Annotated in this window: 21 protein-coding genes; 10 read left to right on the top strand and 11 right to left on the bottom strand. The window is 55.1% G+C overall.

The annotated features are described in order from the left end of the window. Positions 1–105 precede the first annotated feature (105 nt). From rpoD to rpsU, 4 genes are all read right to left on the bottom strand, one after another. Positions 106–1,956: an RNA polymerase sigma factor RpoD gene (rpoD, locus tag C9I92_RS22280; protein WP_047883710.1), complete on the bottom strand. Its 1,851-nt coding sequence runs from the start codon at positions 1,954–1,956 to the stop codon at positions 106–108. A gap of 92 nt (positions 1,957–2,048) precedes the next feature. After that, positions 2,049–3,809 (bottom strand): DNA primase, encoded by a 1,761-nt coding sequence (gene dnaG, locus C9I92_RS22275; RefSeq protein ID WP_047883711.1) that lies wholly within the window; start codon positions 3,807–3,809, stop codon positions 2,049–2,051. 182 nt (positions 3,810–3,991) lie between these two features. Further along, positions 3,992–4,435 carry a GatB/YqeY domain-containing protein gene (locus C9I92_RS22270; RefSeq protein ID WP_047883712.1) on the bottom strand — a complete coding sequence of 148 codons (444 nt, stop codon included), beginning with the start codon at positions 4,433–4,435 and terminating at the stop codon, positions 3,992–3,994. A 28-nt stretch (positions 4,436–4,463) separates the two neighbouring features. Continuing rightward, the gene (gene rpsU, locus C9I92_RS22265; protein ID WP_005301411.1) at positions 4,464–4,679 is read right to left on the bottom strand and encodes a 30S ribosomal protein S21; all 216 of its coding nucleotides are present in this window, start codon (positions 4,677–4,679) and stop codon (positions 4,464–4,466) included. Between the two features lie 184 nt (positions 4,680–4,863). Here rpsU and tsaD point away from each other — a divergent pair, with 184 nt between their 5' ends. Then, complete coding sequence (tsaD, locus tag C9I92_RS22260) at positions 4,864–5,883, top strand: tRNA (adenosine(37)-N6)-threonylcarbamoyltransferase complex transferase subunit TsaD (RefSeq protein ID WP_047883713.1); 1,020 nt, start codon at positions 4,864–4,866, stop codon at positions 5,881–5,883. Positions 5,884–5,959: 76 nt separating this feature from the next. Here the strand turns inward: tsaD and plsY are convergent, their stop codons facing one another. Beyond that, entirely contained in the window at positions 5,960–6,583 is a 624-nt protein-coding gene (gene plsY / locus C9I92_RS22255; protein ID WP_047883714.1) for a glycerol-3-phosphate 1-O-acyltransferase PlsY, read from the bottom strand. A gap of 203 nt (positions 6,584–6,786) precedes the next feature. Between plsY and folB the strand changes: the two genes are divergently transcribed. Genes folB through C9I92_RS22240 form a run of 3 tightly spaced genes read left to right on the top strand, consistent with a single transcriptional unit; the run spans position 6,787 to position 8,435 of the window. Then, positions 6,787–7,140 carry a dihydroneopterin aldolase gene (folB, locus tag C9I92_RS22250; protein ID WP_047883715.1) on the top strand — a complete coding sequence of 118 codons (354 nt, stop codon included), beginning with the start codon at positions 6,787–6,789 and terminating at the stop codon, positions 7,138–7,140. Further along, positions 7,137–7,622, top strand: coding sequence for a 2-amino-4-hydroxy-6-hydroxymethyldihydropteridine diphosphokinase (gene folK / locus C9I92_RS22245; protein WP_047883716.1), 486 nt, complete (start codon positions 7,137–7,139; stop codon positions 7,620–7,622). The genes folB and folK overlap by 4 nt, the downstream gene beginning before the upstream one ends. A 9-nt stretch (positions 7,623–7,631) precedes the next feature. Continuing rightward, positions 7,632–8,435: an undecaprenyl-diphosphate phosphatase gene (locus C9I92_RS22240; protein WP_047883717.1), complete on the top strand. Its 804-nt coding sequence runs from the start codon at positions 7,632–7,634 to the stop codon at positions 8,433–8,435. A gap of 154 nt (positions 8,436–8,589) precedes the next feature. On the opposite strand, the gene C9I92_RS22235 is transcribed toward C9I92_RS22240, so the two are convergent. Beyond that, positions 8,590–9,819 carry a multifunctional CCA addition/repair protein gene (locus C9I92_RS22235; RefSeq protein ID WP_047883718.1) on the bottom strand — a complete coding sequence of 410 codons (1,230 nt, stop codon included), beginning with the start codon at positions 9,817–9,819 and terminating at the stop codon, positions 8,590–8,592. A gap of 214 nt (positions 9,820–10,033) precedes the next feature. On the opposite strand from C9I92_RS22235, the gene C9I92_RS25815 reads away from it, so the two are divergent. Next, positions 10,034–11,746, top strand: a complete 1,713-nt coding sequence (locus C9I92_RS25815; protein WP_047883719.1) for an ExeA family protein — start codon at positions 10,034–10,036, stop codon at positions 11,744–11,746. After that, positions 11,746–12,675 (top strand): general secretion pathway protein GspB, encoded by a 930-nt coding sequence (locus C9I92_RS22225; RefSeq protein WP_053061715.1) that lies wholly within the window; start codon positions 11,746–11,748, stop codon positions 12,673–12,675. The genes C9I92_RS25815 and C9I92_RS22225 overlap by 1 nt, the downstream gene beginning before the upstream one ends. Positions 12,676–12,871: 196 nt before the next feature. On the opposite strand, the gene C9I92_RS22220 is transcribed toward C9I92_RS22225, so the two are convergent. The 3 genes from C9I92_RS22220 to C9I92_RS22210 form a co-directional block, all read right to left on the bottom strand. Then, complete coding sequence (locus C9I92_RS22220; protein ID WP_047883720.1) at positions 12,872–13,489, bottom strand: TIGR04211 family SH3 domain-containing protein; 618 nt, start codon at positions 13,487–13,489, stop codon at positions 12,872–12,874. A gap of 127 nt (positions 13,490–13,616) precedes the next feature. Beyond that, entirely contained in the window at positions 13,617–14,885 is a 1,269-nt protein-coding gene (locus tag C9I92_RS22215; RefSeq protein WP_047883721.1) for an inorganic phosphate transporter, read from the bottom strand. A gap of 28 nt (positions 14,886–14,913) precedes the next feature. Next, positions 14,914–15,594, bottom strand: a complete 681-nt coding sequence (locus tag C9I92_RS22210) for a TIGR00153 family protein (protein WP_047883722.1) — start codon at positions 15,592–15,594, stop codon at positions 14,914–14,916. A gap of 184 nt (positions 15,595–15,778) precedes the next feature. On the opposite strand from C9I92_RS22210, the gene C9I92_RS22205 reads away from it, so the two are divergent. Continuing rightward, entirely contained in the window at positions 15,779–17,296 is a 1,518-nt protein-coding gene (locus tag C9I92_RS22205; RefSeq protein WP_047883723.1) for a CYTH and CHAD domain-containing protein, read from the top strand. A gap of 74 nt (positions 17,297–17,370) precedes the next feature. On the opposite strand, the gene C9I92_RS22200 is transcribed toward C9I92_RS22205, so the two are convergent. After that, a complete protein-coding gene (locus tag C9I92_RS22200) occupies positions 17,371–18,156 on the bottom strand; it encodes a potassium channel family protein (protein WP_047883724.1) in 786 nt (261 codons plus the stop codon). A 155-nt stretch (positions 18,157–18,311) separates the two neighbouring features. On the opposite strand from C9I92_RS22200, the gene C9I92_RS22195 reads away from it, so the two are divergent. The 3 genes from C9I92_RS22195 to hldE all read left to right on the top strand — a co-directional run bounded on the left by C9I92_RS22195 (position 18,312) and on the right by hldE (position 24,515). Further along, a complete protein-coding gene (locus tag C9I92_RS22195; protein ID WP_047883725.1) occupies positions 18,312–19,913 on the top strand; it encodes a methyl-accepting chemotaxis protein in 1,602 nt (533 codons plus the stop codon). A 106-nt stretch (positions 19,914–20,019) separates the two neighbouring features. Further along, positions 20,020–22,881 carry a bifunctional [glutamate--ammonia ligase]-adenylyl-L-tyrosine phosphorylase/[glutamate--ammonia-ligase] adenylyltransferase gene (glnE, locus tag C9I92_RS22190; protein WP_047883726.1) on the top strand — a complete coding sequence of 954 codons (2,862 nt, stop codon included), beginning with the start codon at positions 20,020–20,022 and terminating at the stop codon, positions 22,879–22,881. A 203-nt stretch (positions 22,882–23,084) separates the two neighbouring features. Beyond that, positions 23,085–24,515, top strand: coding sequence for a bifunctional D-glycero-beta-D-manno-heptose-7-phosphate kinase/D-glycero-beta-D-manno-heptose 1-phosphate adenylyltransferase HldE (hldE, locus tag C9I92_RS22185; RefSeq protein ID WP_047883727.1), 1,431 nt, complete (start codon positions 23,085–23,087; stop codon positions 24,513–24,515). Between the two features lie 119 nt (positions 24,516–24,634). Here hldE and tolC read toward each other — a convergent pair whose 3' ends face one another. Next, positions 24,635–25,918 carry an outer membrane channel protein TolC gene (gene tolC, locus C9I92_RS22180; protein ID WP_047883728.1) on the bottom strand — a complete coding sequence of 428 codons (1,284 nt, stop codon included), beginning with the start codon at positions 25,916–25,918 and terminating at the stop codon, positions 24,635–24,637. Positions 25,919–26,014: the final 96 nt, after the last annotated feature.

Below are 26,014 nucleotides of genomic sequence, written 5' to 3'. Positions count from 1 at the left end.
TGCAAAATACGCAATTGGTTGAAAGGCTGGTAGGGTGTAGCAGAAAAAAGTGAATAAAAAACGGGCCATAGGCCCGTTTTCATATATCGCATCTGTACCTGACGATTACTCGTCCAGGAAGCTGCGCAGCACGTCTGAACGGCTTGGGTGGCGCAGCTTACGCAGAGCTTTGGCTTCAATCTGACGGATACGCTCACGGGTAACGTCAAACTGCTTACCGACCTCTTCCAGGGTGTGATCGGTGTTCATGTCGATACCAAAACGCATACGCAGCACTTTCGCTTCACGCGGCGTCAGACCAGCCAGCACTTCGTTAGTTGCAGCGCGCAGGTTGGTCGCGGTTGCTGCATCCATTGGTAGCTGCAGCGTGGTATCTTCAATGAAATCACCCAGATGTGAATCTTCATCATCACCGATTGGGGTTTCCATCGAGATCGGCTCTTTCGCGATCTTCAGCACTTTACGGATCTTGTCTTCCGGCATCTGCATGCGCTCTGCCAGCTCTTCCGGCAGTGGCTCACGACCCATCTCCTGAAGCATCTGACGTGAGATACGGTTCAGTTTGTTGATGGTTTCAATCATGTGAACCGGAATACGGATCGTACGTGCCTGGTCGGCGATAGAGCGGGTGATTGCCTGACGGATCCACCATGTTGCGTAAGTCGAGAACTTGTAACCACGACGGTATTCGAACTTATCAACCGCTTTCATCAGACCGATGTTACCTTCCTGAATCAGATCCAGGAATTGCAGACCACGGTTGGTGTACTTTTTCGCGATCGAGATAACCAGACGCAGGTTGGCTTCAACCATTTCTTTCTTCGCACGGCGCGCTTTCGCTTCACCGATGGACATACGACGGCTGATGTCTTTGATACGCTCAACGCTCAGGCCGGTTTCTTCTTCCAGCATGCGCAGTTTGGTCGCACAACGACGCAGTTCTTCTTCGTAGTTCTTCAGACGCTCAGCGTAAGGCTTGCCTGAATTCAGCGCTTCATCGATCCACGCGGTTGATGCTTCGTTGCCGGCAAACAGGTTTACGAAAGTTTTCTTCGGCATTTTACTGTTGTCGACACACATACGCATGATCAGGCGCTCGTTAGTGCGCACTCGATCCATGGCATCACGCAGCGAGCTGACCAGCTTGTCGAACTGTTTCGGGATCAGACGGAACTGCTTGAAGATTTCAGACAGTTCATCGATAGCCTGAATAGTTTCCGCGTCGTTACGGCCTTTAGAATCAATGGCAACGGCCATTTTTTCATAAGCAAGACGCAGCTCATTAAACTTCTCACGCGCTACTTCAGGGTCGATACCTGAGTCTTCCTCAGTATCAGAGCTGTCATCGTCGTCGTCATCGTCTTCAAGATCTTTGTCTTCGTCTTCAAGATCTGCTTCACTCAGTTCAGAACCGATGTGCGTTGCTGTTGGAGCGGTTGTTTCTTCTTCGTTAGGATCAACGAAGCCTGAGATAATATCAGTCAGGCGTAGTTCGTCGGCTTCGACTTTATCAAACTGCTCAAGCAGGTGAGCAATTGCGGTCGGGTATTCGGCTACGGAGCACTGTACCTGGTTGATACCCTCTTCAATACGTTTTGCGATGTCGATTTCGCCTTCGCGCGTCAGCAGCTCAACAGTACCCATTTCGCGCATGTACATACGCACAGGGTCGGTTGTACGGCCAATTTCGCTTTCCACGCTGGAAAGGGCCTGAGCCGCGGCTTCAATCGCATCTTCGTCCGCATTGTCTTCTGTCATCATCAGATCATCGGCATCAGGGGCAGTTTCAACTACCTTAATACCCATGTCATTAATCATCTGAATGATGTCTTCCACCTGATCAGAATCGACAATGTCTTCCGGAAGGTGGTCATTTACTTCGGCGTAGGTCAGATAGCCTTGTTCCTTGCCCTTAGCAACAAGTAACTTCAGCTGTGACTGCGGATTTTGCTCCATAGACGATATCCAACTTAGGGTCTGATTGAGAATATAGTATGCAGAGATGCAAACCAGCGATTATAACAAATTTCTTAATTGATGACTACTTATTAGCCGGGACGGTTGAGCAACAACAACTGCAAATCCCGCTTCTCTTCGACTGATAAGCCGACGCTTCTTGACTTAGCCTGCAACTTTTCGATTTGTTGTTTGACGCACTGGTCAATCACTTTGTCCATTGCGTCGAGAAATACGTCCAGGGTGTTGTCCTCATCTGGAGTGAGGGGAAGCTCCCAGGCGGCCAGACGGGCCAGCATGGCTTCGCTCTTGCTTCCACGCCAGCTTTCGAGGAGCTGGCCTGTTCTGATATTGGGATTAGTTCGACATTTTTCAACTATGGCCAATAATAAATTTAGCCCAGGGATGTCAATCCCTTCAAATGCAGCAGCATCAAATTCCAGGCTGTCCACAAAGTTTGGATTCTGGATCAGCAGGGCGATCACTTCCCGCATCGGGGTTCGCTTAATCTCCGGCTGGCCGAGCTTCTTCTGAGACTCATTTCCCTGACGGGAGATGAGCTGTTGCAGCTGCGCCTCATCCGGCAGACCCAGCTTCTGTCCCAGGACTTCACGCAGGTACAGCCGCAGGGTACCGCCCGGCACTTTGTCGATCAGCGGCACGGCCAACGTACTGAGTTTAGCCTGTCCTTCCCGGCTGCTGGTATCAACTTGCAGCAGTAGGGTACTGAACATGAACTCGGACAGGGTCATGGCTTGCTGAATCTGCTGCTCAAACCCGTCTTTGCCGTACTGGCGGATATAGGTATCTGGGTCCTCGCCATCCGGCAGGAACATAAATTTCAGCTGACGGCCATCGTTGAGGTACGGCAGCGCCTGCTCCATTGCCCGCCAAGCGGCCTCGCGGCCGGCCCGGTCACCGTCATAACAGCACACCACGGTGCCGGTCTGGCGGAACAGGGTCTGGATATGGTCACCCGTGGTAGAAGTACCCAGTGAAGCCACAGCGTAGTCGACGCCGAACTGTGCCAGCGCCACCACATCCATATAACCTTCTACGACCAGCAGTTTTTCCGGCTCGCGATGTGCTTGAAGCACTTCGTAAAGGCCGTACAGCTCGCGCCCTTTATGGAAAATCGGGGTTTCCGGTGAGTTCAGGTATTTCGGGGTGCCATCACCCAGTACCCGACCACCAAAGCCGATCACCCGGCCACGGCGGTCGCGGATTGGGAACATAACCCGGCCGCGGAAGCGGTCGTAGCGGCGTCCGTTGTCGTTCTCAATGAGCATTCCGGCTGTGACCAGCGCCTGCTGGCTTTCCATGTCACGGCCAAAACGGTTACGAACCTGGTCCCACTGATCCGGTACAAAACCAATCCCGTACTTCTGCACGATATCGCCGGACAGCCCGCGGTTTTTCAGGTAGTCGATGGCAACTTTGCCTTCGCTGCCGCGCAGTTGGGTTTGATAAAACTGGCTGATTTGCCCCATCATCTCGTACAGGCTGAGCTTTTCTTGGCTGCGTGCACCGGGACGGCCACCGCCGCTGCCCTGTTCGCGAGGTACTTCTAGCCCGACCTGGGACGCGAGTTCTTCAATGGCCTCGACAAACTCCAGGCGGTCAAACGCCATAACGAAATCAAGGACATTACCGTGCGCGCCACAGCCGAAACAGTGATAAAACTGCTTTTCCTGGCTGACTGAAAATGAAGGGGTTTTCTCGTTGTGGAAAGGGCAACAGGCACCGAAGTTTTTGCCTTGTTTCTTCAGCTTCACCCTGGCATCCACAATATCTACGATGTCATGTCTGGCGATGAGATCATCGATAAATGTACGTGGGATTTTTCCTGCCATAGAGTGCGTGTTACCTGAGATTCAATGGAACAGAATCAAGTCAAAACGTTCGCACCAGCGTGGAGAGGGGGCAACAGCGCTTTGAATTGATGTCAGGGAAAAGCCTGACTGAAATATACAAACAAGCCGCGCATTCCGAAAAACCGGATAGCACGGCTTGCTGCAGAAACTGGGTAGAGGGATTAACCGAGCTTGGCTTTCACCAGTTGGCTAACTTTACCCATATCGGCACGACCCTGAATCTGAGGCTTCAGCACAGCCATCAGTTTGCCCATGTCCTGCATGCTGGCAGCACCGGTTTCAGCAATTGCCGCATCCAACAGAGCAACGACTTCGTCTTCGCTCAGTGGTTGAGGCATGAATTCTTCCAGTACTTTAATTTCAGCAAGCTCGGCATCAGCAAGATCTTGGCGCTCGGCAGCTTCGTATTGAGCTGCAGAGTCACGGCGTTGCTTGACCATCTTAGTCAGCACTGCCAGCACGTCGTCATCGGAAAGAGTGATCTTCTCGTCAACTTCACGCTGCTTAATGGCAGCCATAGCAAGACGGATGGCACCAAGGCGAGGTTTGTCTTTCGCCTTCATTGCCGCCTTTTGTTCGTCTTTAAGACGCTCAATCAGGGTCATAACACGTTCCTTCTGTTAATCTCAGAGATTAGTACAGACGAACGCGACGCGCGTTTTCGCGAGCCAATTTCTTCAGGTGACGCTTAACAGCCGCTGCTTTAGCGCGCTTACGTACTGTAGTAGGCTTTTCGAAGTGCTCACGACGACGAACTTCAGAAAGGATACCTGCTTTTTCGCAAGAGCGCTTGAAACGACGTAGTGCTACGTCAAACGGTTCGTTTTCACGTACTTTGATTACTGGCATGTAATACTCACCTCAGAGTGATTCGGTTAACGCTGACGTTCAATAAAGTGTCAGCTGATTAAAAATGGTGCGAAATTCTAATCTGATCTGGGGGCGTTTGTAAAGCATTCTACAACCCTGAACTGGTTAATTTCTGTCAACAGCGGTAGTATGGCCTCCAATTACCATAAGTATAGAGGTTGTTATGCGTATACTGGGCATCGAAACCTCCTGTGACGAAACAGGTGTAGCGATTTTCGATGATGAAAAAGGCCTGTTGGCCCACGAGCTGTACAGCCAGGTAAAACTGCATGCTGACTACGGTGGTGTGGTGCCTGAGCTGGCTTCGCGTGACCATGTCAAAAAGACCATTCCGCTGATCAAAGAAGCGCTGAAAAACGCTGGCCTGACACCGGCTGATCTGGATGGTGTGGCGTACACCGCGGGGCCGGGCCTGGTCGGTGCACTGCTGGTTGGCGCAACCATCGGGCGCAGCCTGGCGTATGCGTGGAACCTGCCTGCGGTTGCGGTTCACCATATGGAAGGCCACCTGTTGGCCCCGATGCTGGAAGACAATCCGCCAGCCTTTCCGTTTGTGGCACTGCTGGTTTCCGGCGGACACACCATGATGGTGGAAGTACGTGCTATCGGTGAGTATCAGATTCTGGGTGAATCAATTGATGATGCGGCCGGTGAAGCGTTCGATAAGACGGCGAAGCTGATGGGACTGGATTATCCGGGGGGCCCGCTGCTGTCTCGTCTGGCAGAGAAAGGCATGCCGGGGCGTTTCACCTTCCCGCGTCCTATGACCGACCGTCCGGGGCTGGACTTTAGCTTTTCTGGCCTGAAAACATTTGCTGCCAACACCATCCGTGCCAACGGTGACGATGAGCAGACACGTGCTGACATCGCTTACGCGTTCCAGGAGGCCGTGGTGGATACTCTGGCAATCAAATGCAAGCGTGCTCTGAAGCAGACAGGCTTTAAGCGTCTGGTGATTGCCGGTGGGGTCAGTGCGAATAAGCACCTGCGTGAGCAGCTGGAAGCCATGATGACCAAAATGAACGGGGAAGTGTTCTACCCGCGGACTGAGTTTTGTACCGACAACGGTGCGATGATTGCGTATGCGGGGATGCAGCGTCTGAAAAATCAGGAAAGCTCTGATCTGAGCGTGAAAGCTCATCCGCGTTGGCCGATTGATCAGCTAAAGCCCATCGACAACTGAGTTGCGCTGTCGCGTGTACCTGCCACGGCAGTGACCAAACGGCCGTACTGAGTAAGCGGCGCTATCCGGGAAGCGGTTATTCCTGAGGGGGCGTGGTTTTACCGGTGCGGCTGAATTTTTTCCAGATCTTCGATTCTTTGCCATCTAGCAAGCGCCGGACATTGTCGTGATGACGAAATACAATCAGGCACGACAGCATTGCTACCGGCATGGTGTACTCCGGTTTGACCCACCAGGTAAACAGCGGCGCTGCCAGTGCCGTGACCATTGACCCCATGGATGAATAACCGGTGACCAGTACCGTCAGCAGCCAGGTGCCAGCCAGCATCCCGCTCAGATCCCAGCCGATTGGCGCGAGGGCACCAAACGCCGTCGCCACCCCTTTCCCGCCGCGAAAATGAAAAAAGATAGGGTAGATGTGGCCCAGACAGGCCGCGATGCCGATGAAACCCAGCAGAAACGGATTCACCCCGATGAGGTAACTCAGCCAGACCGGAAGCATACCTTTGAGGATATCGCACAGCAGCACCATTGCCGCCGCACCGCGACCGCCCAGCCGTAACACATTGGTTGCACCGGGGTTGCCGGAGCCTGATTCTCGCGGATCGGGCAGGCCGTACAGTCGGCAGATCAATACCGCACTGGATATTGAGCCAAGCAGATAGGCGCCGATAATGATCAAGAGAACAAGTGGGGTCATGCAGGGCTCCGTTTGCCAGCGCGCCGCGCTGATTAAATCCTTACTCACTCATTGGCCGGCCTATGGTATAGTGCTAGCCCGCCTCACATAGGCAACTGGGTGAGCTTGAAATCAACAACGTATTATATCGACGATTTCGACCCGATAATACGCGTTTTAGCTCAAATTAGGTATCCGACCTCTAACAAAATTAGCGATTGAACATGGATTCAGTATTTATCGAACATCTTGAAGTCATTGCCACTATTGGAGTGTATGACTGGGAGCAGGAAATCAAACAGAAGCTGGTGCTAGATCTGGAGATGGCTCACGATAACCGTCCGGCAGCAGACAGTGACGATGTGGCCTATGCCCTGGATTATGCGGCGGTTAGCCAGGCGGTTACCGACCATATTCAGAATGGCCGTTTCTTGCTGGTGGAGCGAGTGGCAGAGGAAATTGCCGGCTTGATCATGACCCAATTTTCCGTGCCCTGGCTTCGGGTACGAGTGACCAAACCTGGCGCGGTTGCTAATGCCCGTGGTGTCGGTGTGGTGATTGAACGAGGCACTAAGTGACCACTGTGTATATCAGCCTGGGCTCGAATATCGAGCGGGAATACCATATTCAGGCTGCGATCGCGGAATTGCAAAAACTCGGTGCGGATTTTCAGGTTTCGACCGTGTTCGAGGCTGAGCCGGTCGGTTTCTCCGGACCGAACTTTTACAATTGTGTGGTTGCCATGAAAACGTCGTTATCGTTGGATAAGCTGCACCAGACGCTCAAGCAACTGGAAATTAAGTATGGCCGCTCACCGGAGGCGGCCAAATACCAGAGCCGGACGCTGGATTTGGATCTGCTGATGTACGGCGACACCATTCAACAAAGCCAACCAATTTTACCGCGTACGGATATTTTTCGGTTTGCGTTTGTCTTACAGCCGCTGGCAGAGCTGAGCCCTGAGCTGACAATCCCCGGTGACGGTCGGACCATTGCTCAGCTGTGGCAGGTAAGCACGTTTGAGCAGGCGTTGTGGCCTGTGGAAGATTTTGTATTTTAAGGACAGTTAATGAGTCATTTTGAAGCCTTTGTGTTGGCCCTGATCCAGGGGTTGACGGAATTTTTGCCGATCTCAAGTTCTGCTCACCTGATTTTGCCGTCGGCCGTACTGGGCTGGGAAGATCAGGGACTGGCTTTTGATGTGGCTGTGCATGTCGGGACGCTGGCGGCGGTGATCGGTTATTTCCGTAAGGAAGTGGTGACCCTGCTCAGTGCCTGGGTGGGTTCGATCTTCCGCCGCAAGCATACGGCGGAATCTCAGCTGGCATGGATGATTGTGCTGGCGACGATTCCGGCCTGTATTTTCGGCCTGATGATGAAAGACTTTATTGAACTCTACCTGCGCTCGGCCTGGGTGATTGCGATCACCACCATCGTATTTGGCCTGCTGTTGTGGTGGGTGGATAAGCGTGCCAGCCAGCAGGTTGACGAGTACGCGGCTGACTGGAAACGTTCACTGTTTATTGGCCTAGCACAGGCCGCAGCGATGATCCCGGGCACTTCGCGTTCTGGGGCGACCATGACTGCGGCGCTGTACCTGGGCTTTACCCGTGAAGCGGCAGCGCGCTTTTCGTTCCTGATGTCGATTCCGATCATTCTGCTGGCGGGCAGCTACCTGGGTACCAAACTGGTGACCAGCGGTGCGCCTATTCAGGTCGGCGCGCTGGGGATTGGCTTCGCTGTGTCGTTTGTCAGTGCTTACGCGTGTATTCACGTGTTCTTGAAGCTGGTGACGCGTTTAGGGATGTTCCCGTTTGTGATTTACCGCCTGCTGCTGGGTGTGGGTCTGCTGGCCTTCTTGATGAGTAACTGAGGCTTGTTTGATTAGGCACGCTATCGCGTCGTCACAACGTACCAAGACAAGTTACAAACGACAGATCACAACATTGCAAAAGCTCGGCATCTTGCCGGGCTTTTTGTTTATGCGGGTGCGGCGGACAGTTTGGCGATGAACTGCCTGTCTGGAGTTATCCCCGGAGCGGGGCCAGAACGGCTTTTATCGCTTCGGCCCGGCGCAGTGCCAGTTGCTCTTTGATCGCCTTACCCTGAAAACCTGCTTCTACAATCGGTTTGACCTCGACCGCCTGTGCCGCCGAAAAAGCGGCCAGCAGCCAGTCAGCCTGCGGGTACGGATCCTGCTCGAACCCGGTGCGGCCGCGGATATCTGCGCGGCAGCATTGCGCCAGTTGCTCGACCCGCTCCGGTTTGCGCCAGGCATCGATCTGATCAAACAAAGTGACGAAGGTGGCCGGACGCAGTTCGTTGGCGTGGTGCACTTTCGTGTGTTGGGCACAGACAAACAGGGCGGTGTCCCGATATTCGTTCGGAACCCGGAGGCGCTGGCACAGTTGCTTGATTGCGCCCAGTCCTGTCTGGCAGTGCATCTTATGGCTTGGCCACTCCGCCGGCGGAGTCAGTGCCTTACCCAGATCGTGTACCTGAGCGGCAAAACGCACCTGCAGCGACTCGCTGAGGAGCGCGGCCTGCTTGGCCACCATTATGGTATGGATCCCACAGTCAATTTCCGGGTGCCATTTTTCCGGCTGCGGAACGCCAAACAGGTTGTGAATCTCCGGCATGATCACCGCCAGAGCCCCGCACTGGCGCAGGACTTTGAGGAAAACTTCCGGGTTCGGAGTCTGTAGTGACTTTTCCCATTCCATCCAGACCCGCTCAGGGGTCAGCGCTTCCAGCTCGCCGGCCACCACCATTTCTTGCATCAGTGCCATGGTATCCGGGGCAACGCTGAAGCCCAGATGCGCAAACCGGGCAGCAAAGCGGGCCACCCGCAGCACGCGCAGCGGGTCTTCAACAAAGGCCGGAGAAACATGGCGCAGAAGCCGTTGCGCCAGATCCTGCTGGCCGTGGTAAGGGTCAATCAGGCTGCCGTCCTGGGCCTGCGCAATGGCATTGATGGTCAGATCGCGCCGCATCAGATCCTGTTCAAGGGTCACATCGGGGGAGGAGTAGCAGACAAAACCGGTATAGCCTTTGCCGGATTTCCGCTCGGTGCGGGCCAGGGCGTGCTCCTCTTTGGTTTTCGGGTGCAGGAAGACCGGAAAGTCGCTGCCGACCTGGGTATAGCCCCGCTCCAGCATTTGTGCCGGAGTGGCACCGACCACCACCCAGTCTTTGTCTTTCACTGCCAATCCGAGTAAGGCATCTCGAACGGCCCCGCCAACCAAATATGTCTGCAATGTCTTTTCCTCTTGTTTCGCGGACTGAAACGCGAATTGCGCTGAACTTTTTATTTTCAAGTATATCAAACCGGGCACTGAACACGAATGGCTTAACTGATTGTGATCCGTTATGAAATGACGGCGATCACAGGGGGTCGGGGCTATACATTCAGGCAGGGTACAGGTAACGTAACCCTATTTCCCCTTACGCCCATTGATGAGAGCTGATGGCATGTACCAGGAATTCTACGGCATATCGGAATCGCCGTTTTCAATTGTGCCGAGCGCACGCTTTTTGTATCTGAGCGAGCGCCACCGTGAAGCACTGACGCATATGCTGGCCAGCCTGAACGGAGGCGGCGGTTTTGGCCTGCTAACCGGTGAGGTCGGTACCGGCAAAACCACGGTGCTGCGTTCCCTGGTGGCTCGGTTGCCGCAGGAAACTCAGGTGGCCGTCGTACTGAACCCTTCGCTGTCGACCCGTGATCTGCTGGCCAGCCTGTGCGATGAGCTGGCTATCAGCTATCCGGCTGATGCCAATCTCAAGCAGCTGACTGACGCTATTTATCAGCATCTGTTGGAAAACCACCGCAACGGTCGGCAGACCCTGCTGTTGATTGATGAAGCGCAGCATCTGATGCCAGATGTGCTGGAACAACTGCGGTTGCTTACTAACCTGGAAACGGACAGTACCAAATTGCTTAAGGTGGTGCTGGTCGGCCAGCCGGAGCTGCAACAGTTGCTCCAACAGGAAAGATTGCGTCAGCTGGCACAACGGATCACCACCCGTTACCACCTGTTGCCGCTGACCGGTGAGGAAGTGTGCGAATACATTAATTACCGCCTGCGGGCGGTGGATTGTTTACATCAGGTGTTTGCGCCAGCGCAGGCCCAGCAAATTGCCAAGGCGACCGGTGGCATCCCGCGCTTGATTAACCTGGTGTGTGACAAAGCGATGCAGCTGGGACACCAGCACAGTATGCACCAGCTCAGCCGTGATGTGGTTGCGAAAGCGTGCGATGAGGTTTTGAGCTGGCAATTGCCCTCACAACCGGCAGAAGCGATGTCAGGCGCGGCCAAACCCACAGGTCGTCCGGCCAGCTTGGCGTTGGCCGCTGGCTTGGCTGTGGCGCTGGGCGGCGCGTATCTGCTCGGCGCTATTCCGGGCGTCAGTGCGCCGTTTCCGAAGCTGCTATCCGCATCCATGGCCAAACCGGCAACGTCTGTGTCTGCCGGGCAGCCAGTGATATCGACAGGAGCCGTGACAGAAACGGCAATACCGGTGACCGCACAGCAGACGTCGTCAACGTCGCTTGCGATGCAGACAGCCACCGCTGACGCCCGCTGGCAGCACCTGATCCGCCTGGCTGATTCAGAGCGTCAGGCGATGCAGGAGCTGTTTCGCCTGTGGGGCTATGAGACCAACCTGAATCAGGCGAACTGTGAATCCGGCAGCCTGATTGCCATGAGCTGTTTCCGCGGCAAAGGTGATTTGGAGCAGTTGGGGATTACCAATCGCCCGGCCATTTTGTCGCTCAGCGATCCAGCTGGCCCCGCGTATTACGCCACCTTATACGCTATCGGGCGTGATCAGGTTGAGTTGTTGCTGGCGGGGGAGCGCATTGCGGTCAGCCCGAACTGGCTGAATGCTCGTTGGAACGGGGAGTACACCCTGTTATGGCGGCCGCCGCTGGGGGATAAGAGTGCGATCCGCTATGGCCAACAGGGGCCGAGAGTCCGCTGGCTGGATCGTCAGCTGAGCAGTATTCTGGGTGAGGCGCAGAGCGGGCAGGATACCTTCGAGCAGAGGTTGCTGGATAAACTGCGCCGGTTCCAGCGCGCACAGGATTTGTCTGCCGACGGCATCGCCGGTCCCCGGACTCTGATGGTGATTGATGCCGCTCTGAATTTACCGGGCCCGACGCTGCAACCGGAGAGAAGTTAATGTCCAAGTTATTATCTGCCATTGCCCAGTCCGAAGCCCAGCGCCAGCCGCGTTCACCGTCACTCAGCCGGGCCCGCACGAGCGGTTCGGTCGTCACTGAACCGCCGGTACGACGCTGGGGTCTGCCGCTGCTGAGCTTTCTGCTCCCGGTAGCGGGGATGCTGGTTTATACCGGGTATACGCAGGGCTGGCTGGCTGGCGGTGTGCCTCAGCTTGCCGCTGATGTGTCTTCGCCAATGACGCAAGCAACGGAGCCAGCACCAGCATTGTCTGCCCCGGATGACACCGTCGCCGGGGCAATGTTGGAAGGGGCAGGGAGCCGAACGTATCCCGCAGGCATTGAACGCTTACCTTACCCGGAGTTTTATACGGAGCCGCTGCCTCGCCTGAGCCTGGCTGCTGACGAATCGTATCGGTACGCGCCAAGCGCCTCGTCCCAGGCTGATGCTGACAACCCGTATGTTGATCCGTATGCGGAAGCGCTGCCTGCCGATGACACCCTGTCCCAGGCGGAGCCAGCCGCGGACAGCTGGGATCTGGATGGCCTGGATTATTCCGATGTCTCTCCTGAGCTGGCTGCCCATCTGCGATCGGCGATTGCTGCGACCCGTGGCGATGAAACATCCGCTGGGTATGCACAGAAAATGGTGGTTGATGAGGTGGCACCGGCCCCGGTAAAAACTGAGCCTGAGCCGATCGCAATTGGCGATTTACCGGCTTCGGTACAAAAACGGATCCCGACGTTGAATTTCCAGACCCATATCTACGCCTCCACGGCGAACAGCCGTTGGGTCAAAGTGAATGGTCGTGAAGCCTATGAAGGGGATGAGATTGCGCCGGGAGTGGTACTGCGCCGGATCGAACCGCGTCAGGTGGTGTTCGATTTTGACGCCTACCTGGTGGCTATGCCAGCGCTGTCGGAATGGTAGTTGGTTTGCTGGTTTGCTGGTTTGCAAATTTGTTTTGTCGAGCACGACGTCACGCCAGTAAACGATAATCGAGCCGACTGGTAAGTCGGCCCAGCGCCCAAATAAAAAAGCAGCCAACAGGCTGCTTTTTTATCGTGTTGTTCTGACGGGGGACAATGCTTTAGTACTCCGCCAGCGCTGATGGCTCGCGCGACAATTAAGCCCAGCCGTTGTTACGCTTACGACGACGTGGGATCAGGTGCGGCAGGATCAGACCAAACAGCAGACCACCGCCGGCCACCATGCCGCCGTATGTGAACCACTTCATCAGCAGGTCATCTTTCTGAGTATCCAGCTTGGCACGCAGTTCGCGGATTTCCGTTTGCGACGCCATCAGTTGCTCATTGAGCTGACTGTTCTGGGTTTCCAGATCGGTTACCTGCTTGGCGCGCAGTTGCAGAGTTTTCTGCATGCCTGCGGTTTTCTCATCCGTTGACTGCAATGCATCTGCTAGTGAGGCTTTCACTTGAGTCAGCTCTTTTTCCAGCGCAGGAACACGCTCTTTCAGACCCACCTGCTTGGAAATGAAGTCGTTGCTCACCCAGCCGGTGCGGCCTCGGTCATCGCGGACTTTACTGTAGCCGGTTTCGCGGTTTACTTCTAGCAGGTCCACTTTCGTGCCTGCGTTCACACTGCCCATAATACGGTATTGGGTACTAGGGCCCGTGTGCATGTATGTGAACAGATCATCCGAGATATAGCGAGTCTGTTCGGCTTTGGCTGGCAGCGTAATTACCGCAAAAGCCAGTACAAGTAAGCTGATTAGTTGCTTCACAATTTGATTCCTTGCGGGAGCCTGTTTTCTTGGGAGCACAAATACTAAAAACTTTGGCTTCCCGGTGCAAGAAAAGAGGGAGGCATAGCCTCCCTCTTTTGTGAACCAGACTCCGGTTTGACAGGTTTTAACTGAACAGGGCTTGCATCACATAGAAGAATATGACGGATAGCAGAGCACCGGCTGGCAGGGTAACGACCCAAGAAGCCACGATGTTACGTACTACACCCAAGTTCAGGGCGGCAATACCGCGGGCAAAGCCCACCCCCAATACTGCACCGACCAGAGTTTGCGTGGTAGAAATCGGCAGACCCGTACCTGAAGCCAGTACTACGGTAGACGCAGTAGCCAGCTGAGCAGCAAAGCCGCGGCTTGGGGTCAGTTCAGTGATACCGGTACCGACAGTTGCCATTACTTTGTGGCCCATGGTGGCCAGACCGACAACGATACCAATGCCACCCAGTGGCAGGATCCACCAAGCAATTTCACTTTTCTCTGCAATTTGGCCCAGGTGATCAACTGTTGACACAACGGCAGACAGAGGACCAATGGCGTTAGCTACGTCATTCGAACCGTGTGCAAAAGCCATCGCACAGGCTGTCACAACCATCAGCAGGCTGAATACTCGCTCAACACCCGCGTAACCGTTACTGTCGATAGAAGAACCATCGTCAGTGTACTTACGGCTGATGTAGATGTAGCCGAAGATCATGACGACAGCTGAAACCGCTATTGCTGCCAGCCAGGCTTCGCCGTTAGACAGGTGAAGACCAACGTGCTTCAGACCTTTCTTAATGGTTACCAGTGCAATCACCATTGAGGTGATGAACATGTAAACCGGGACGAAACGCTTGGCGTTGATCAGCGGGTTATCAGTATCGAAGATCAGGCGCTGGGCACTGATGAAAATGGCGTAGGCAAAGAAGCCGGAGATCAGCGGAGTAATGATCCAGCTGCCGACGATGCCTTGTACCGAACTCCAGTCAACGGCTTCAGTACCCACTGACACACAGGCAAAACCAATGATGGCACCAATGATTGAGTGAGTGGTTGAAACCGGCCAGCCCATGTAAGAAGCAACCAGCAGCCAAGTACCAGCCGCCAGCAGAGCTGACATCATACCGTACACCAGGATTTCCGGATTGGCGGCATAATGGGAAGTTTCGATGACCCCTTTACGGATAGTGTCTGTTACCTCACCACCCGCCAGGTAAGCACCGGCAAATTCGAAAATCATCGCAATGATGATTGCTTGCTTAACGGTCAGCGCTTTCGAACCTACAGAGGTACCCATGGCGTTGGCAACGTCGTTCGCACCAATACCGATAGCCATTAAAAAACCAAAGAAAGCCGCCACCAAGATGATCATGGTGCCGTAGTTAGCCAGGATTTCCATTGTAAAACCTTGTTTTTGTTACCTTCGCTTAAGAACGCGATAGCATGATTTCCAGGCGCGAGCCGACGCGTTGTGCTTGGTCAGCAATTGCGCCAATCCACTCGAGGATTTTGTATAGGAACATGACATCCACCGGACTGTGCTGGTCTTCGATGGACATGAGCTGTTGCCGTAGTCTGATCTGCATGCTGTCGGTATCGTCTTCGATAACGTCAAGCTGGTTGATCATTTCGGCCACAAGGGTGACTTCACGGCCTTTAAAGCCGGTTTCCAGCAGCTCGTCCAGTTCGTTGATCACGCGGTTCGCCTGACTGGCGGAATCGAGACAACGCTGAACATAAGCGAGGAAGTCAGGATACATTTCGGTAGGAATTTGCAGCTGGCGTCCCAACACACGGCCTGCGATATCTTTGGCCAGGTTGGCAAGTTTGTCCTGCTGAGTGAGGAGGTCGAGCATGTCAGTCCGGTCGACTGGCATAAACAGACCACGAGGAAGTTTCAGGCGAATTTCGCGTTTGAGCACATCCGCATCTTTTTCAAGCTGGGAAATTTGCTCGCGCACGACCGTAGCCTGCTCCCAATCTCCGGCTTTACAAGCCTCAAAGAACGGGACAAGTAGATCGCAACATTCATTTACACGAGTAACGTGACGTTGCAGCGGTTTAATCGGGGATTTAGCAAAGAGCCCCATAATCGTATTTACTGGCATAGCCGAATAACCTAGAAAGAGCCGATATTGGCGAATTCTTGTTCGATGGTCATTAAGGCGCGCATGGTAACGCATAAGTAAGTATAGGGGAACTAATTTTGATCAAGGTTTTGTTTATATTTCGTGCTTGCCCCTAAAGGAAATTGCCAATATCCTTGGTTTGCCACTGTTTATAGGTAGGACTATGGAAACCGAGATAGAACTGAAGTTTTTCGTCTCACCAGAATTTTCGAACCAATTACTGGCTAAAATCGCCGAAGCGAAAATTCTGCAGCAAAGTCGTCGTGAGTTAGGCAACATCTACTTCGACACGCCAGACCAAATTCTTCGCCAGCACGACATCGGCCTTCGGGTTCGTCGTTTTGATGATGTTTTTGTTCAGACATTGAAGACAGCAGGTCGCGTGGTCGCAGGACTGCACCAGCGCCCGGAATACAATGCTGAAACCAATGGTACCGATCCTGATCTTTCCCTGCATCCTGCGGATGCCTGGCCGGAGACGCTGAACGTCAGCCAGGTACAGCAGCAACTGACCCCCATATTCTCAACGGACTTTGTCCGCCAGCAATGGCTGATCGCGATGCCGGACGGCAGCCAGATTGAGCTGGCTTTCGACCAAGGCGAAGTCAAAGCGAACGGCAATACCGATCCGATTTGCGAAGTCGAGCTGGAGCTGAAATCCGGTCAGACCGATGCCCTGTTTATTCTGGCCCGAGAGCTGTGTGCCTTAGGTGGGATGCGCCTGGGTAACCTGAGCAAGGCGGCCCGTGGCTACCGCCTTGCCGCCGGTTACCAGGGGGATGACGTCAAACCGCTCGACCACGTGCCGGTCACAGATGAAGACAATGTGGAAAGCGCGTTTGTCAAAACCCTTGAACACGCGTTGGGACACTGGCATTACCATGAGCAGATTTACGCCGAGCGTCAGGAACGCGCGGCACTGATCCAGATTCAGCAGGCTTTGGGACTGCTGCGGCAGTCGCTGGTGGTGTTTGGCGGGATGATCCCGCGTCGTGCCAGTGCATTGGTGCGCCAGGAAGTGCAATGGCTGGAAGGTGAGCTGGAGTGGCTGACCGAGGCTTCCGGCATTGATTACCTGCTGGCCGAAAAAGGTTACGCCCTGAAAAAACTCAATGCCCGTAAAGCGCTGATGAAGCAGTTAGAAGCCCGTCAGGCCGATCTGCCGGATGAATGGGAGATGCTGCAGCTGATCCAGTCGTCACGTTATTGTGGCCTGTTGCTTGACCTGAGCCGCTGGATTCTGAGTCGGGGTTGGCAGCCGTTTCTGGACGACAAAGCCCGTGCCCGGCTGAGTAGCCCGCTGAAAGGCTTTGCCGATCTAACCCTGTCCCGCTCCTGGCAGGAATTGCTGGATGTGTTTCCGGCCGAGCGTCAGCTCAACCGGGTTGACTACCTCGATCAGCAGCCGCGCCTGACCCGCAATTTGCTGAGCGGCCTGAGCTTTGCGGCGTTGTATGACGAGGAAAAACGCCGGATGTTCCGGATGCCTTGGCTTGATTTGCTGCAAGGGATTGAAGACCTGCGTCAGCTGGAGCCGGTACGTGAACTGGCTGCCCTGCAGGACGATGAAGAAGATCGTCGTCAGGTTGAAAAATGGCTGTCCCGTCAGGAAGACTCGCTGATCCATGCCATGGATCAGACTCGCCAGATTGGCATTGACTTGACGCCTTACTGGCCTTAATGCGCGGTGTGACGCAGCGCTTTAATACGTAAGATTTAATGCGTAAAAAATGCCCGGCATGTAGCCGGGCATTTTTAATTGTCCTGCTTATCCTGCTGTTCTCGCTGGCTCAGGCGCTGTTCCAGTGCTTCCAGCCGGTTCAGCAGCATTTCCTGATGTCTGAGCATTTGCTGCCACTCTTTTTCATGGCGTTCGGCATTCCGTTGCTGGCTGTGCTCTGGATCAGAAATAAAGGACGTCACCAGACCGGCGACCATACCAAACAGACCCACCCCACAAATGATCATCACCGTTGCCAGCATTTTGCCCAGCAGAGTCACCGGGTAATGGTCGCCGTAGCCGACCGTTGAGATAGTCACAATAACCCACCACAGGGCATCGAAGGCATCTTTGATGTTTGACTCCGGCACGTTCCCCTCAATGATTAGCATCATCGCAGAACCGACCGAGATCAACACGGTAAGCAGCAGGAAAATACTGGCTAGGGTGGCTTCCCGCCGGTGACTGCGGATTTGGTTTATAACGTGGCGGCTGGAGCGGATCAGGCGTATGACGCGGAAAATTTGGAGCAGCCGGCCAAAGCGGAAAGGTTCGATCACCGGGATGCTGGCGAGAAAGTCCAGCCAGTGGGCCTTCAGGTAGGCGCGTTTATTATCAGAACGAACCAGATCTGTCAGCAGCTGGAGCCAGAACACCAGGCAAATCATGGTATCGATGGCCAGCAGCAGGTGGTAACTGTTGCTCTGGCGTGGCACAAAAATCATGGTGGTCACAATCGTCAGTGACGCGAAGGACAGTACCAGCGCCATCAGGCTCATGGGGTTGAGTTCATATTTGATGGCTTCGTGCTTTTTCTTCATTAAATTTTTATGGTCCCCAGTCGATAGATACAATGACTCATATTGTTTTAGTGCAAAAAATAACTCATCTAAAGCGCGGCAAGAATAAAAAAACGCTCTCCTGAAGGCTCAGATGCCGAGTCGAAGGAAGGTAGAACTATATATGGAGATTCCACATGACCAAAATGGTTTTCAAACCATGGGAACAAGGGTTAACCAATATTAAGCTGGTCCCCAAGCTGGTGCTGTTGATGGTATTCAGTACCGTCTTGCTGGTATGCAAGCAGCTCTGGGACGCCAATACGTTTTATCACTCTGTGGTGGAGATCCAGCAGGATCGGGCCAAAGAACAAGCCGAAGCTACTGCGGCCGGGATTCGGAGTATCCTCAGTGACAATACCCGTGACAGTCTGCTGGTCGAGCAACTGGTAACGGCTCAGGCCAAGGCGATGAATGCGGGTGCCTACGTGTATCTGGTCGAGCGCGACGCCAAGAAGGTGCTGGGGCATCCGCAGGCTCGTCGTCTCACGGATCTGACCGCGCAGGTGGAAAACGGTACCAGCCTTAGTCAGCAACTGCAGCAGCACCGCGGTGCGGCCAGTCTGATTCTGGCTGACCAGTCACGGTTCGAATACGCCGTTGAGCTGCCGGCGCTGAACTGGGTGGTGGTGGCGTCTCAGCCGGCTTCGGAAGCTGAAACGTATTACCAGCAGTATCTGATGCAGGTGGCCTGGCAGACCGGACTGATGATTGTCTCTTTTATGGTTATTCTGCTGGGGGGCTCCAGTGTAATGCTGCGCCAGACCCGTTACCTGGCGGACAACATTCAGCGCCTGGCGGCACGTGACATGTCACAGCCGATCCAGATGGAATGCCGGGATGAGTACGGCGATCTGGCCCGTGAGCTGGAGAAGACCCGGCGCCAGCTGCGTGAGGTTATTTGCAATCAGCGCGAGGCGGCAAGTGAGCTGTCTGAGCTGGCGGAAGTGATGTCAGTCAGCATGATGGAAACCAAGGCATCGGCGCAGGAAGAGTTCAACGAAATTGATCAGCTGGCTTCAGCCATGAGTGAAATGAGCTCCACAGTGCAAACGGTGGCAGAGCATGCCCGTGAAGCGTCGGCGGCAACGGAAGGCAGCTCGGCTCAGGCAGAGCAGGGTCAGCAGTTTGTGTCCCAGACGATTAACATCATCAACTTGCTGTCGCAGGACATCACCCAGTCCGCCCATGCGGTTAATCAGGTAGAAGAGCGGGTCGAGCAGATCGGCAGCGTGATTGTGACCATCCAGGGAATTTCAGAGCAAACTAACCTGCTGGCACTGAATGCGGCCATTGAAGCGGCCCGGGCCGGTGAAGCGGGACGTGGCTTTGCGGTTGTGGCGGATGAAGTGCGCAACCTGGCGCAGCGTACCCAGACCGCGACCATTGAGATTCAGGAAATGATCAGCCAGCTGCAGGGAAGTGCGCAGCAAGCGGTGCAACTGATGGAGCAAAGTGTGGTGGAAGCGGCAGAAGGGGTCGAGCAGGTCACCAGTGCTGGCGGCGAGCTGGATAAGATTGTCGAGCAGGTGCGTCTGATCAATGACATGAACTTCCAGATTGCGTCGGCGGCGGAGCAGCAGAGTGCCGTTGCGGATGAAATGAACCAGAACCTGACCAATGTCCGGGAGCTGGTTCAGGCATCCGTGAACGTGGTGACGGAGCTGACGGAAACCGCCGATGTGATGCAGAACCATGCCACTGATTTGGAGAAAAAAATCCAGGCATTTACGGTGTGATCCGACAATAACTTTCACTTGATTTCAACGCCCGCATTTGCGGGCGTTGTGCTATCGTAAGGTGATTTTTCATCGTCACCGCAGCAGAGACAGACAAGGACATATTATGACTCCGCAAGATCACATCAACGCCGCTTCGGAACTGGCCTGGGAGAAGGTCGCACAGGCGCATCCGGATGCGCTGGCGCAATGGCCTGCTCCGCTGGCTGCCGCGCTGAAGCAAGTGCTGGGTTACAGCGACTTTATCACCGCCTCGATTGTCCGGGATGCCACCCTGCTGCCGTGGCTGGCCGAGCACCTTGAGCAGGAGACGCGGAGCGACAGCTATCGCCCGGCCTTGGCGGAGTTGCTGGCCGGCGTGATCGACGATAACGGGCTGATGCGGGTGCTGCGTCATTTCCGCTGCCGGGAAATGGTGTGGATTGCCTGGCGTGATTTTACCGGCGCGGCAACGCTCGACCAGACTCTGTCTCACCTTTCTCTGTTGGCCGAAGCCATGATAGTGGAAACCTATAACTGGCTGTATGCCCGCTGTTGCGAAGAGTGGGGAACCCCCTGTAATGCGGACGGCGACCCACAGCCGATGCTGATCTTGGGAATGGGTAAGCTGGGTGGCGGCGAACTTAATTTCTCCTCCGACATCGATCTGATTTTCACCTATCCGGAAAACGGCGAGACCCAGGGCGGTCGCCGGAGTCTGGCCAATGCCCAGTTTTTTACCCGGTTAGGTCAGCGGCTGATCAAGGCGCTGGATCAACAGACCTTCGATGGCTTCTGCTATCGGGTGGACATGCGACTGCGGCCGTTTGGCGACAGCGGCCCGCTGGTGATGAGCTTTGCGGCACTGGAAGACTACTATCAGGAGCAGGGACGTGATTGGGAACGGTACGCGATGATCAAAGCGCGGGTCATGGGGCGGGAGAGCTATGCCCAGTACCATGAGCTGCGTCAGATGCTGCGTCCGTTCGTGTTCCGCCGCTATATTGATTTCAGCGCCATTCAGTCGCTGCGGCGGATGAAATCGATGATCAGCACCGAAGTGCGTCGTCGCGGACTGAACAATAACATCAAGCTGGGGCCGGGCGGGATCCGCGAGGTCGAGTTTATCGCCCAGTCCTTCCAGCTGATTCGGGGTGGGCGAACACCGGATCTGCGTTGTCGCGGTCTGCGGGAAACCCTGGCGGCAATTCGCGAACATGGCTTATTGCCGCCGGATCAGGTCGCTGTGCTGGAACAGGGTTATGGTTTCCTGCGGCGGCTGGAGAATCTGCTGCAGGCAATTGATGACAAACAGACCCAGACCTTGCCGGACAAGCCGCTGGATCAGTGTCGTTTGGCACTGGCAATGGGTTATGCGGACTGGCCAGCTTTGTCACAGGCGGTGCATGAGCAGATGAGCGCCGTCCATGCGGTGTTTGCCACTATCGTCGGCTCGGAAGAGGATGAGCCGCACAATGATGTACCGGTGCAGTACCAGGAATTGTGGGAGATGCTCAAAGAGCCGGAGGTGCTGCGCGATATTCTGACCGAACTGGCCACACCGGATGTGTCGGCGCTGGCGGGCGTACTGGAAAACATGAAGTCTGAACTGTCCAAACGTACCCTCGGTCCGCGTGGCCGGGAAGTGCTGAGCAGACTGATGCCGGCGGTGCTGGCCTTGGTGGTGACCCGGGATGATGCGGTCGCGGTGATGGAGCGGATCAGTAAACTGATCGTGCGCATTGCCACCCGTACCACGTATCTGGAGCTGCTGGGCGAACACCCGGCGGCACTGGAGCAGTTGATCCGGCTGTGTGCCGCCAGCCCTATGGTCGCGGGACAGCTGGCACAGTACCCGATCTTGCTTGATGAACTGATTGACCCGCAACACCTGTATAACCCGACGCCACTGGAGAACTACGCTGACGAGCTGCGTGAGTACCTTGCCCGTATCCCGGAAGAGGACATGGAGCAGCAGATGGAAGCCATTCGTCAGTTCAAACAGACCCAGTTGCTGCGTATCGCCGCCGCGGACATTGCCGGTGCCCTGCCGCTGATGAAGGTCAGCGACCACTTGACCTATCTGGCTGAAGCGATAGTCGCTGCGGTGGTCAATCAGGCCTGGTTGCAAATGGTCGAAAAATACGGCGAGCCGACTCATCTGGCGGAGCGGGGCGGCCGTGGCTTCGGGATTCTGGGGTACGGCAAAGTCGGAGGCTGGGAGCTGGGCTATGGCTCTGATCTCGACCTGGTTTTCCTTCATGACTGTCCGGACAACGTCTACACCAACGGCCCGAAAGAGATTGACGGGCGCCAGTTCTATCTGCGGCTGGTGCAGCGTATTGTCCACCTGTTTTCTACCCGCACCGCAACCGGGGTGCTTTACGAGGTTGACGTCCGGCTGCGTCCGTCCGGTGCATCCGGCCTACTGGTCAGCCCCATTGCGGCTTTCGCGGAATACCAGGAGAAGGAAGCCTGGACCTGGGAACACCAGGCGCTGGTGCGTGCCCGGATGATTTACGGTGACAGCCAGTTACAACAGGCATTTGCCCAGGTGCGGCATCAGATCCTGACCCGTCCTCGCGACGAGCACACGCTGCGTGAGGAAGTGGTCGCTATGCGCCATAAAATGCGTCAGCACCTCGGGAGCAAGAAACCCGGTCTGTTTGGCCTCAAGCAGGACAAAGGCGGGATCACCGACATAGAATTTCTGGCCCAGTATCTGGTGCTGCGTCACTCAGCCGAAGAGCCGGCGCTGACCCGCTGGTCGGACAATGTCCGGATTTTTGAAACCATGGCGGATTACGACATTCTTTCGCCACAAGAGGCGATGCTGCTCAAGCAGGCCTATTGTACCCTGCGTGATGAAATCCACCGTCTCAGCTTGCTGGGGCTGCCTGCTTATGTTGATGAGCAAGCCTGTCATGCCGAACGTCAGGCGGTGGAAGCTTTGTGGCAACAATGGCTGGAGCCTGAGGTTAAGTCATAGCGGTTTATCCATAGCTGTTTAGTTATAGCGGTTTAGTTATAGCTGCTTGGTTACAGCGGCTGAGTCATAGCCCCTTAGCCCTTAAAATTGAGTTCCCTATTAAACCGGAACCACGGAATACCAGAACTGAGCCCCCAGGTCAGATGCACGAGAAATTGGCTTTGTGTTAAGATTTGGGGGTTATCACAATCCCGGAGAAAAAAATGAAACTGACCCTTCCTGATTATGATCAAGCAGGCGTGCTGGTTGTAGGCGATGTCATGCTGGATCGCTACTGGTATGGCCCAACCGGGCGTATATCGCCAGAGGCGCCAGTGCCAGTCGTGAAGGTTGATCAGGTCGAAGAGCGCCCGGGCGGCGCGGCAAACGTGGCGATGAACATCGCGGCGCTAGGGGGCCATGCCCGCCTGATTGGCTTGACCGGGATTGATGAGCCAGCCAAAGCGCTGACCGAAAAACTGACGTCACTGGATGTACGCTGTGATTTTGTGACTCTGGCGGAGTATCCGACCATCACTAAACTGCGGGTCATGAGCCGTGGTCAGCAAATGATTCGTCTGGACTTTGAGGAAGGTTTCCACGATGTCCCGGTGGACATGATTCTGCCACGCATGGCGCAGGCATTGCCCTCAGCCAAAGTGGTAGTACTGTCTGATTACGCCAAAGGGGCGCTGGAACACGTTCAGGTGATGATCCGGGCGGCGCGTGATGCCGGTCTGCCGGTGATGGTTGACCCGAAAGGGGCTGATTTTGAACGTTACCGCGGTGCCACGCTGTTGACCCCGAACCTGTCAGAGTTTGAGACGGTGGTTGGCCGTGCGCGCACCGATGAAGAGCTGGAAACCAAAGGCATGGCGCTGATTGAGCAGTTTGAGCTTGAAGCTTTGTTGGTGACGCGTAGTGAGCACGGGATGACCCTGTTGCAAAAAGGCCAGGCACCACTGCACATGCCAACCCAGGCCAAAGAAGTGTACGACGTGACCGGTGCTGGTGATACGGTGATTTCGGTACTGGCAGCCTCGCTGGCAGCCGGTAAGTCCCTGTCGGATTCCTGTAAACTGGCGAATGCCGCGGCCGGTGTAGTGGTTGGCAAGCTGGGCACTTCGACCTTGTCGACCATTGAGCTGACCGAAGCGATTCACGGCAGCCAGGACAGTGGTTTTGGGGTGATCAGCGAAGCGCAGCTGAAGCTGGCGGTACAGGCTGCTCGTGCCCGCGGGGAGAAAGTGGTCATGACCAACGGCTGTTTTGATATTCTGCATGCCGGCCATGTGGCTTACCTCAATGAGGCGGCCAAATTGGGCGATCGCCTGATTGTGGCGGTGAATTCTGACAGCTCGGTTCGCGCGCTGAAGGGGCCGGGGCGTCCGGTGAACCCGGAAGATCGCCGGATGGCAGTGCTGGCCGGGTTGGGCGCCGTTGATTGGGTGGTGTCCTTCAGTGAAGAAACGCCGCAGCGTCTGATCAGCGAGATTCTGCCGTCGCTGCTGGTCAAAGGTGGTGACTACAAACCTGAGCAGATCGCTGGTGGACAGGAAGTGATTGCCGCGGGCGGGGAAGTTCGGGTGCTGAACTTTGAAGATGGCTGCTCAACCACGGAAATCATCGAAGCGATCCGCGGCGGACGAGGATAAGTTGTCCGAGATCGTCATCGACGGGACTTACACGGTGGCGGTTAATTACTCAGCCTGCGGATAAACAAAAAGCGCCATCAAGGATGGCGCTTTTTTATTGGCTTGCGGTCAGGCCTGAATCAGCGAGCCTTTACCAGACCGGCGTTGATATCCAGTACATCCTGCTCGTTCAGCGAACCAACAGCCTGTTTCAGCTGAAGCTGGCTGATGATGTAATCGTAACGGGCATTCGACAGCTGACGGTTAGCATCGTACAGACGACGGGTCGCATCCAGCACGTCAACGATAGTACGGGTACCCACATCGAAACCAGCTTCGGTCGCTTCCAGTGCTGAGCGGGCAGAGACTACGGCCTGCTGGTATGCACGAATGGCACCGATTGAAGAGTTGATGTTATTGTAGAACGCACGCACGTCACGTACCACGCCGCGGTAGCTGGCTTCCAGCCCTTCGCTTGCGGAAACATACGCGAACTGAGCCTGTTTCACTTCCGAGGTCGTACGGCCACCGGTGTAAACCGGCAGTTTCAGGTTGATACCGGCGTTCAGTGTACCTTCGTCAGTGAAGGACTGTTTATCGTCATATTCATAACCGGCGTTGAACGACAGCGTCGGCAGGTGACCGGATTCCGCCAGGGCGATTTGATCGCGGGAGATATCCTGGGTAATGCGAGACGTCAGCAGGCTCAGGTTTTCGTTTTCGGCATCCTGGATCAGATCCAGCACACGGGCTTGTGGCGCACTGGCTGAGAAACGTTTGGTATCCAGAATGTTAAGGTTAGTGTGCTCTTGGCCAGTGATCTCGCGCAGACCTTCGTAGCTGTTTGTCAGGGTGTTCTGCGCCAGAATCTCATCAGCCAGTACGCTGTCATACTGTGCCTGAGCATCGTGTACGTCGGTAATTGCGGACAGACCGACTTCAAAACGCTGCTTGGTTTGCTCCAGCTGGCGGCCCACGGCGGCTTTCTCGGCGCGGACAAATTCCAGGTTATCGATAGCACGCAGTACATCGAAGTAAGCTGTAGAGACGCGCAGGATCAGGTTCTGCTGAGTCGATGCATAGGCCGCATCGCTCTGGCGCGCCTGCTTCTCACTGATGTCCAGGCTTACCCAGCTTGAGCGGTTGTAGATGGATTGATCCAGGGTGACACCACCATTGAAGCCCTCAGTATCGCCGTCCAAGCGCAGGACATTGTAGCCGGCGGTGAGGTTAATTTGAGGCAGTAACGCGCTTCGGCTTGAGTTGATTGCTTCAAAAGCAGCATCTTTATCAGCAGCGGCACGCAGCAGCTGCGGGTCATTCTGTTTGGCTTGTTCGTAGATCTCGGCGAGGTCATCGGCCATTGCTGACTGGCTGAGGCCGCCAAGCGCAACGCTAATAATAAGCGGAAGCAATTTTTTCATGTATGCCTTTCCTGGTCCTGACAAAAATATGAGCAAGGCTCCAGTTTAACGTATGTTTCCTTGCGTGAAACTGATCATTCAACAGTTTTACCTTAT

This window comes from Photobacterium ganghwense (assembly GCF_003025595.1).
GTDB lineage: Bacteria > Pseudomonadota > Gammaproteobacteria > Enterobacterales > Vibrionaceae > Photobacterium > Photobacterium ganghwense.
This window is presented reverse-complemented; position numbering and strand designations above follow the sequence as displayed.

Coding starts and splice junctions, on each gene's coding strand:
- rpoD (WP_047883710.1), bottom strand. CDS start 1,956: ATGGAGCAAAATCCGCAGTCACAGCTGAAGTTACTTGTTGCTAAGGGC.
- dnaG (WP_047883711.1), bottom strand. CDS start 3,809: ATGGCAGGAAAAATCCCACGTACATTTATCGATGATCTCATCGCCAGA.
- C9I92_RS22270 (WP_047883712.1), bottom strand. CDS start 4,435: ATGACCCTGATTGAGCGTCTTAAAGACGAACAAAAGGCGGCAATGAAG.
- rpsU (WP_005301411.1), bottom strand. CDS start 4,679: ATGCCAGTAATCAAAGTACGTGAAAACGAACCGTTTGACGTAGCACTA.
- tsaD (WP_047883713.1), top strand. CDS start 4,864: ATGCGTATACTGGGCATCGAAACCTCCTGTGACGAAACAGGTGTAGCG.
- plsY (WP_047883714.1), bottom strand. CDS start 6,583: ATGACCCCACTTGTTCTCTTGATCATTATCGGCGCCTATCTGCTTGGC.
- folB (WP_047883715.1), top strand. CDS start 6,787: ATGGATTCAGTATTTATCGAACATCTTGAAGTCATTGCCACTATTGGA.
- C9I92_RS22240 (WP_047883717.1), top strand. CDS start 7,632: ATGAGTCATTTTGAAGCCTTTGTGTTGGCCCTGATCCAGGGGTTGACG.
- C9I92_RS25815 (WP_047883719.1), top strand. CDS start 10,034: ATGTACCAGGAATTCTACGGCATATCGGAATCGCCGTTTTCAATTGTG.
- C9I92_RS22225 (WP_053061715.1), top strand. CDS start 11,746: ATGTCCAAGTTATTATCTGCCATTGCCCAGTCCGAAGCCCAGCGCCAG.
- C9I92_RS22215 (WP_047883721.1), bottom strand. CDS start 14,885: ATGGAAATCCTGGCTAACTACGGCACCATGATCATCTTGGTGGCGGCT.
- C9I92_RS22210 (WP_047883722.1), bottom strand. CDS start 15,594: ATGCCAGTAAATACGATTATGGGGCTCTTTGCTAAATCCCCGATTAAA.
- C9I92_RS22205 (WP_047883723.1), top strand. CDS start 15,779: ATGGAAACCGAGATAGAACTGAAGTTTTTCGTCTCACCAGAATTTTCG.
- C9I92_RS22200 (WP_047883724.1), bottom strand. CDS start 18,156: ATGAAGAAAAAGCACGAAGCCATCAAATATGAACTCAACCCCATGAGC.
- C9I92_RS22195 (WP_047883725.1), top strand. CDS start 18,312: ATGACCAAAATGGTTTTCAAACCATGGGAACAAGGGTTAACCAATATT.
- glnE (WP_047883726.1), top strand. CDS start 20,020: ATGACTCCGCAAGATCACATCAACGCCGCTTCGGAACTGGCCTGGGAG.
- hldE (WP_047883727.1), top strand. CDS start 23,085: ATGAAACTGACCCTTCCTGATTATGATCAAGCAGGCGTGCTGGTTGTA.
- tolC (WP_047883728.1), bottom strand. CDS start 25,918: ATGAAAAAATTGCTTCCGCTTATTATTAGCGTTGCGCTTGGCGGCCTC.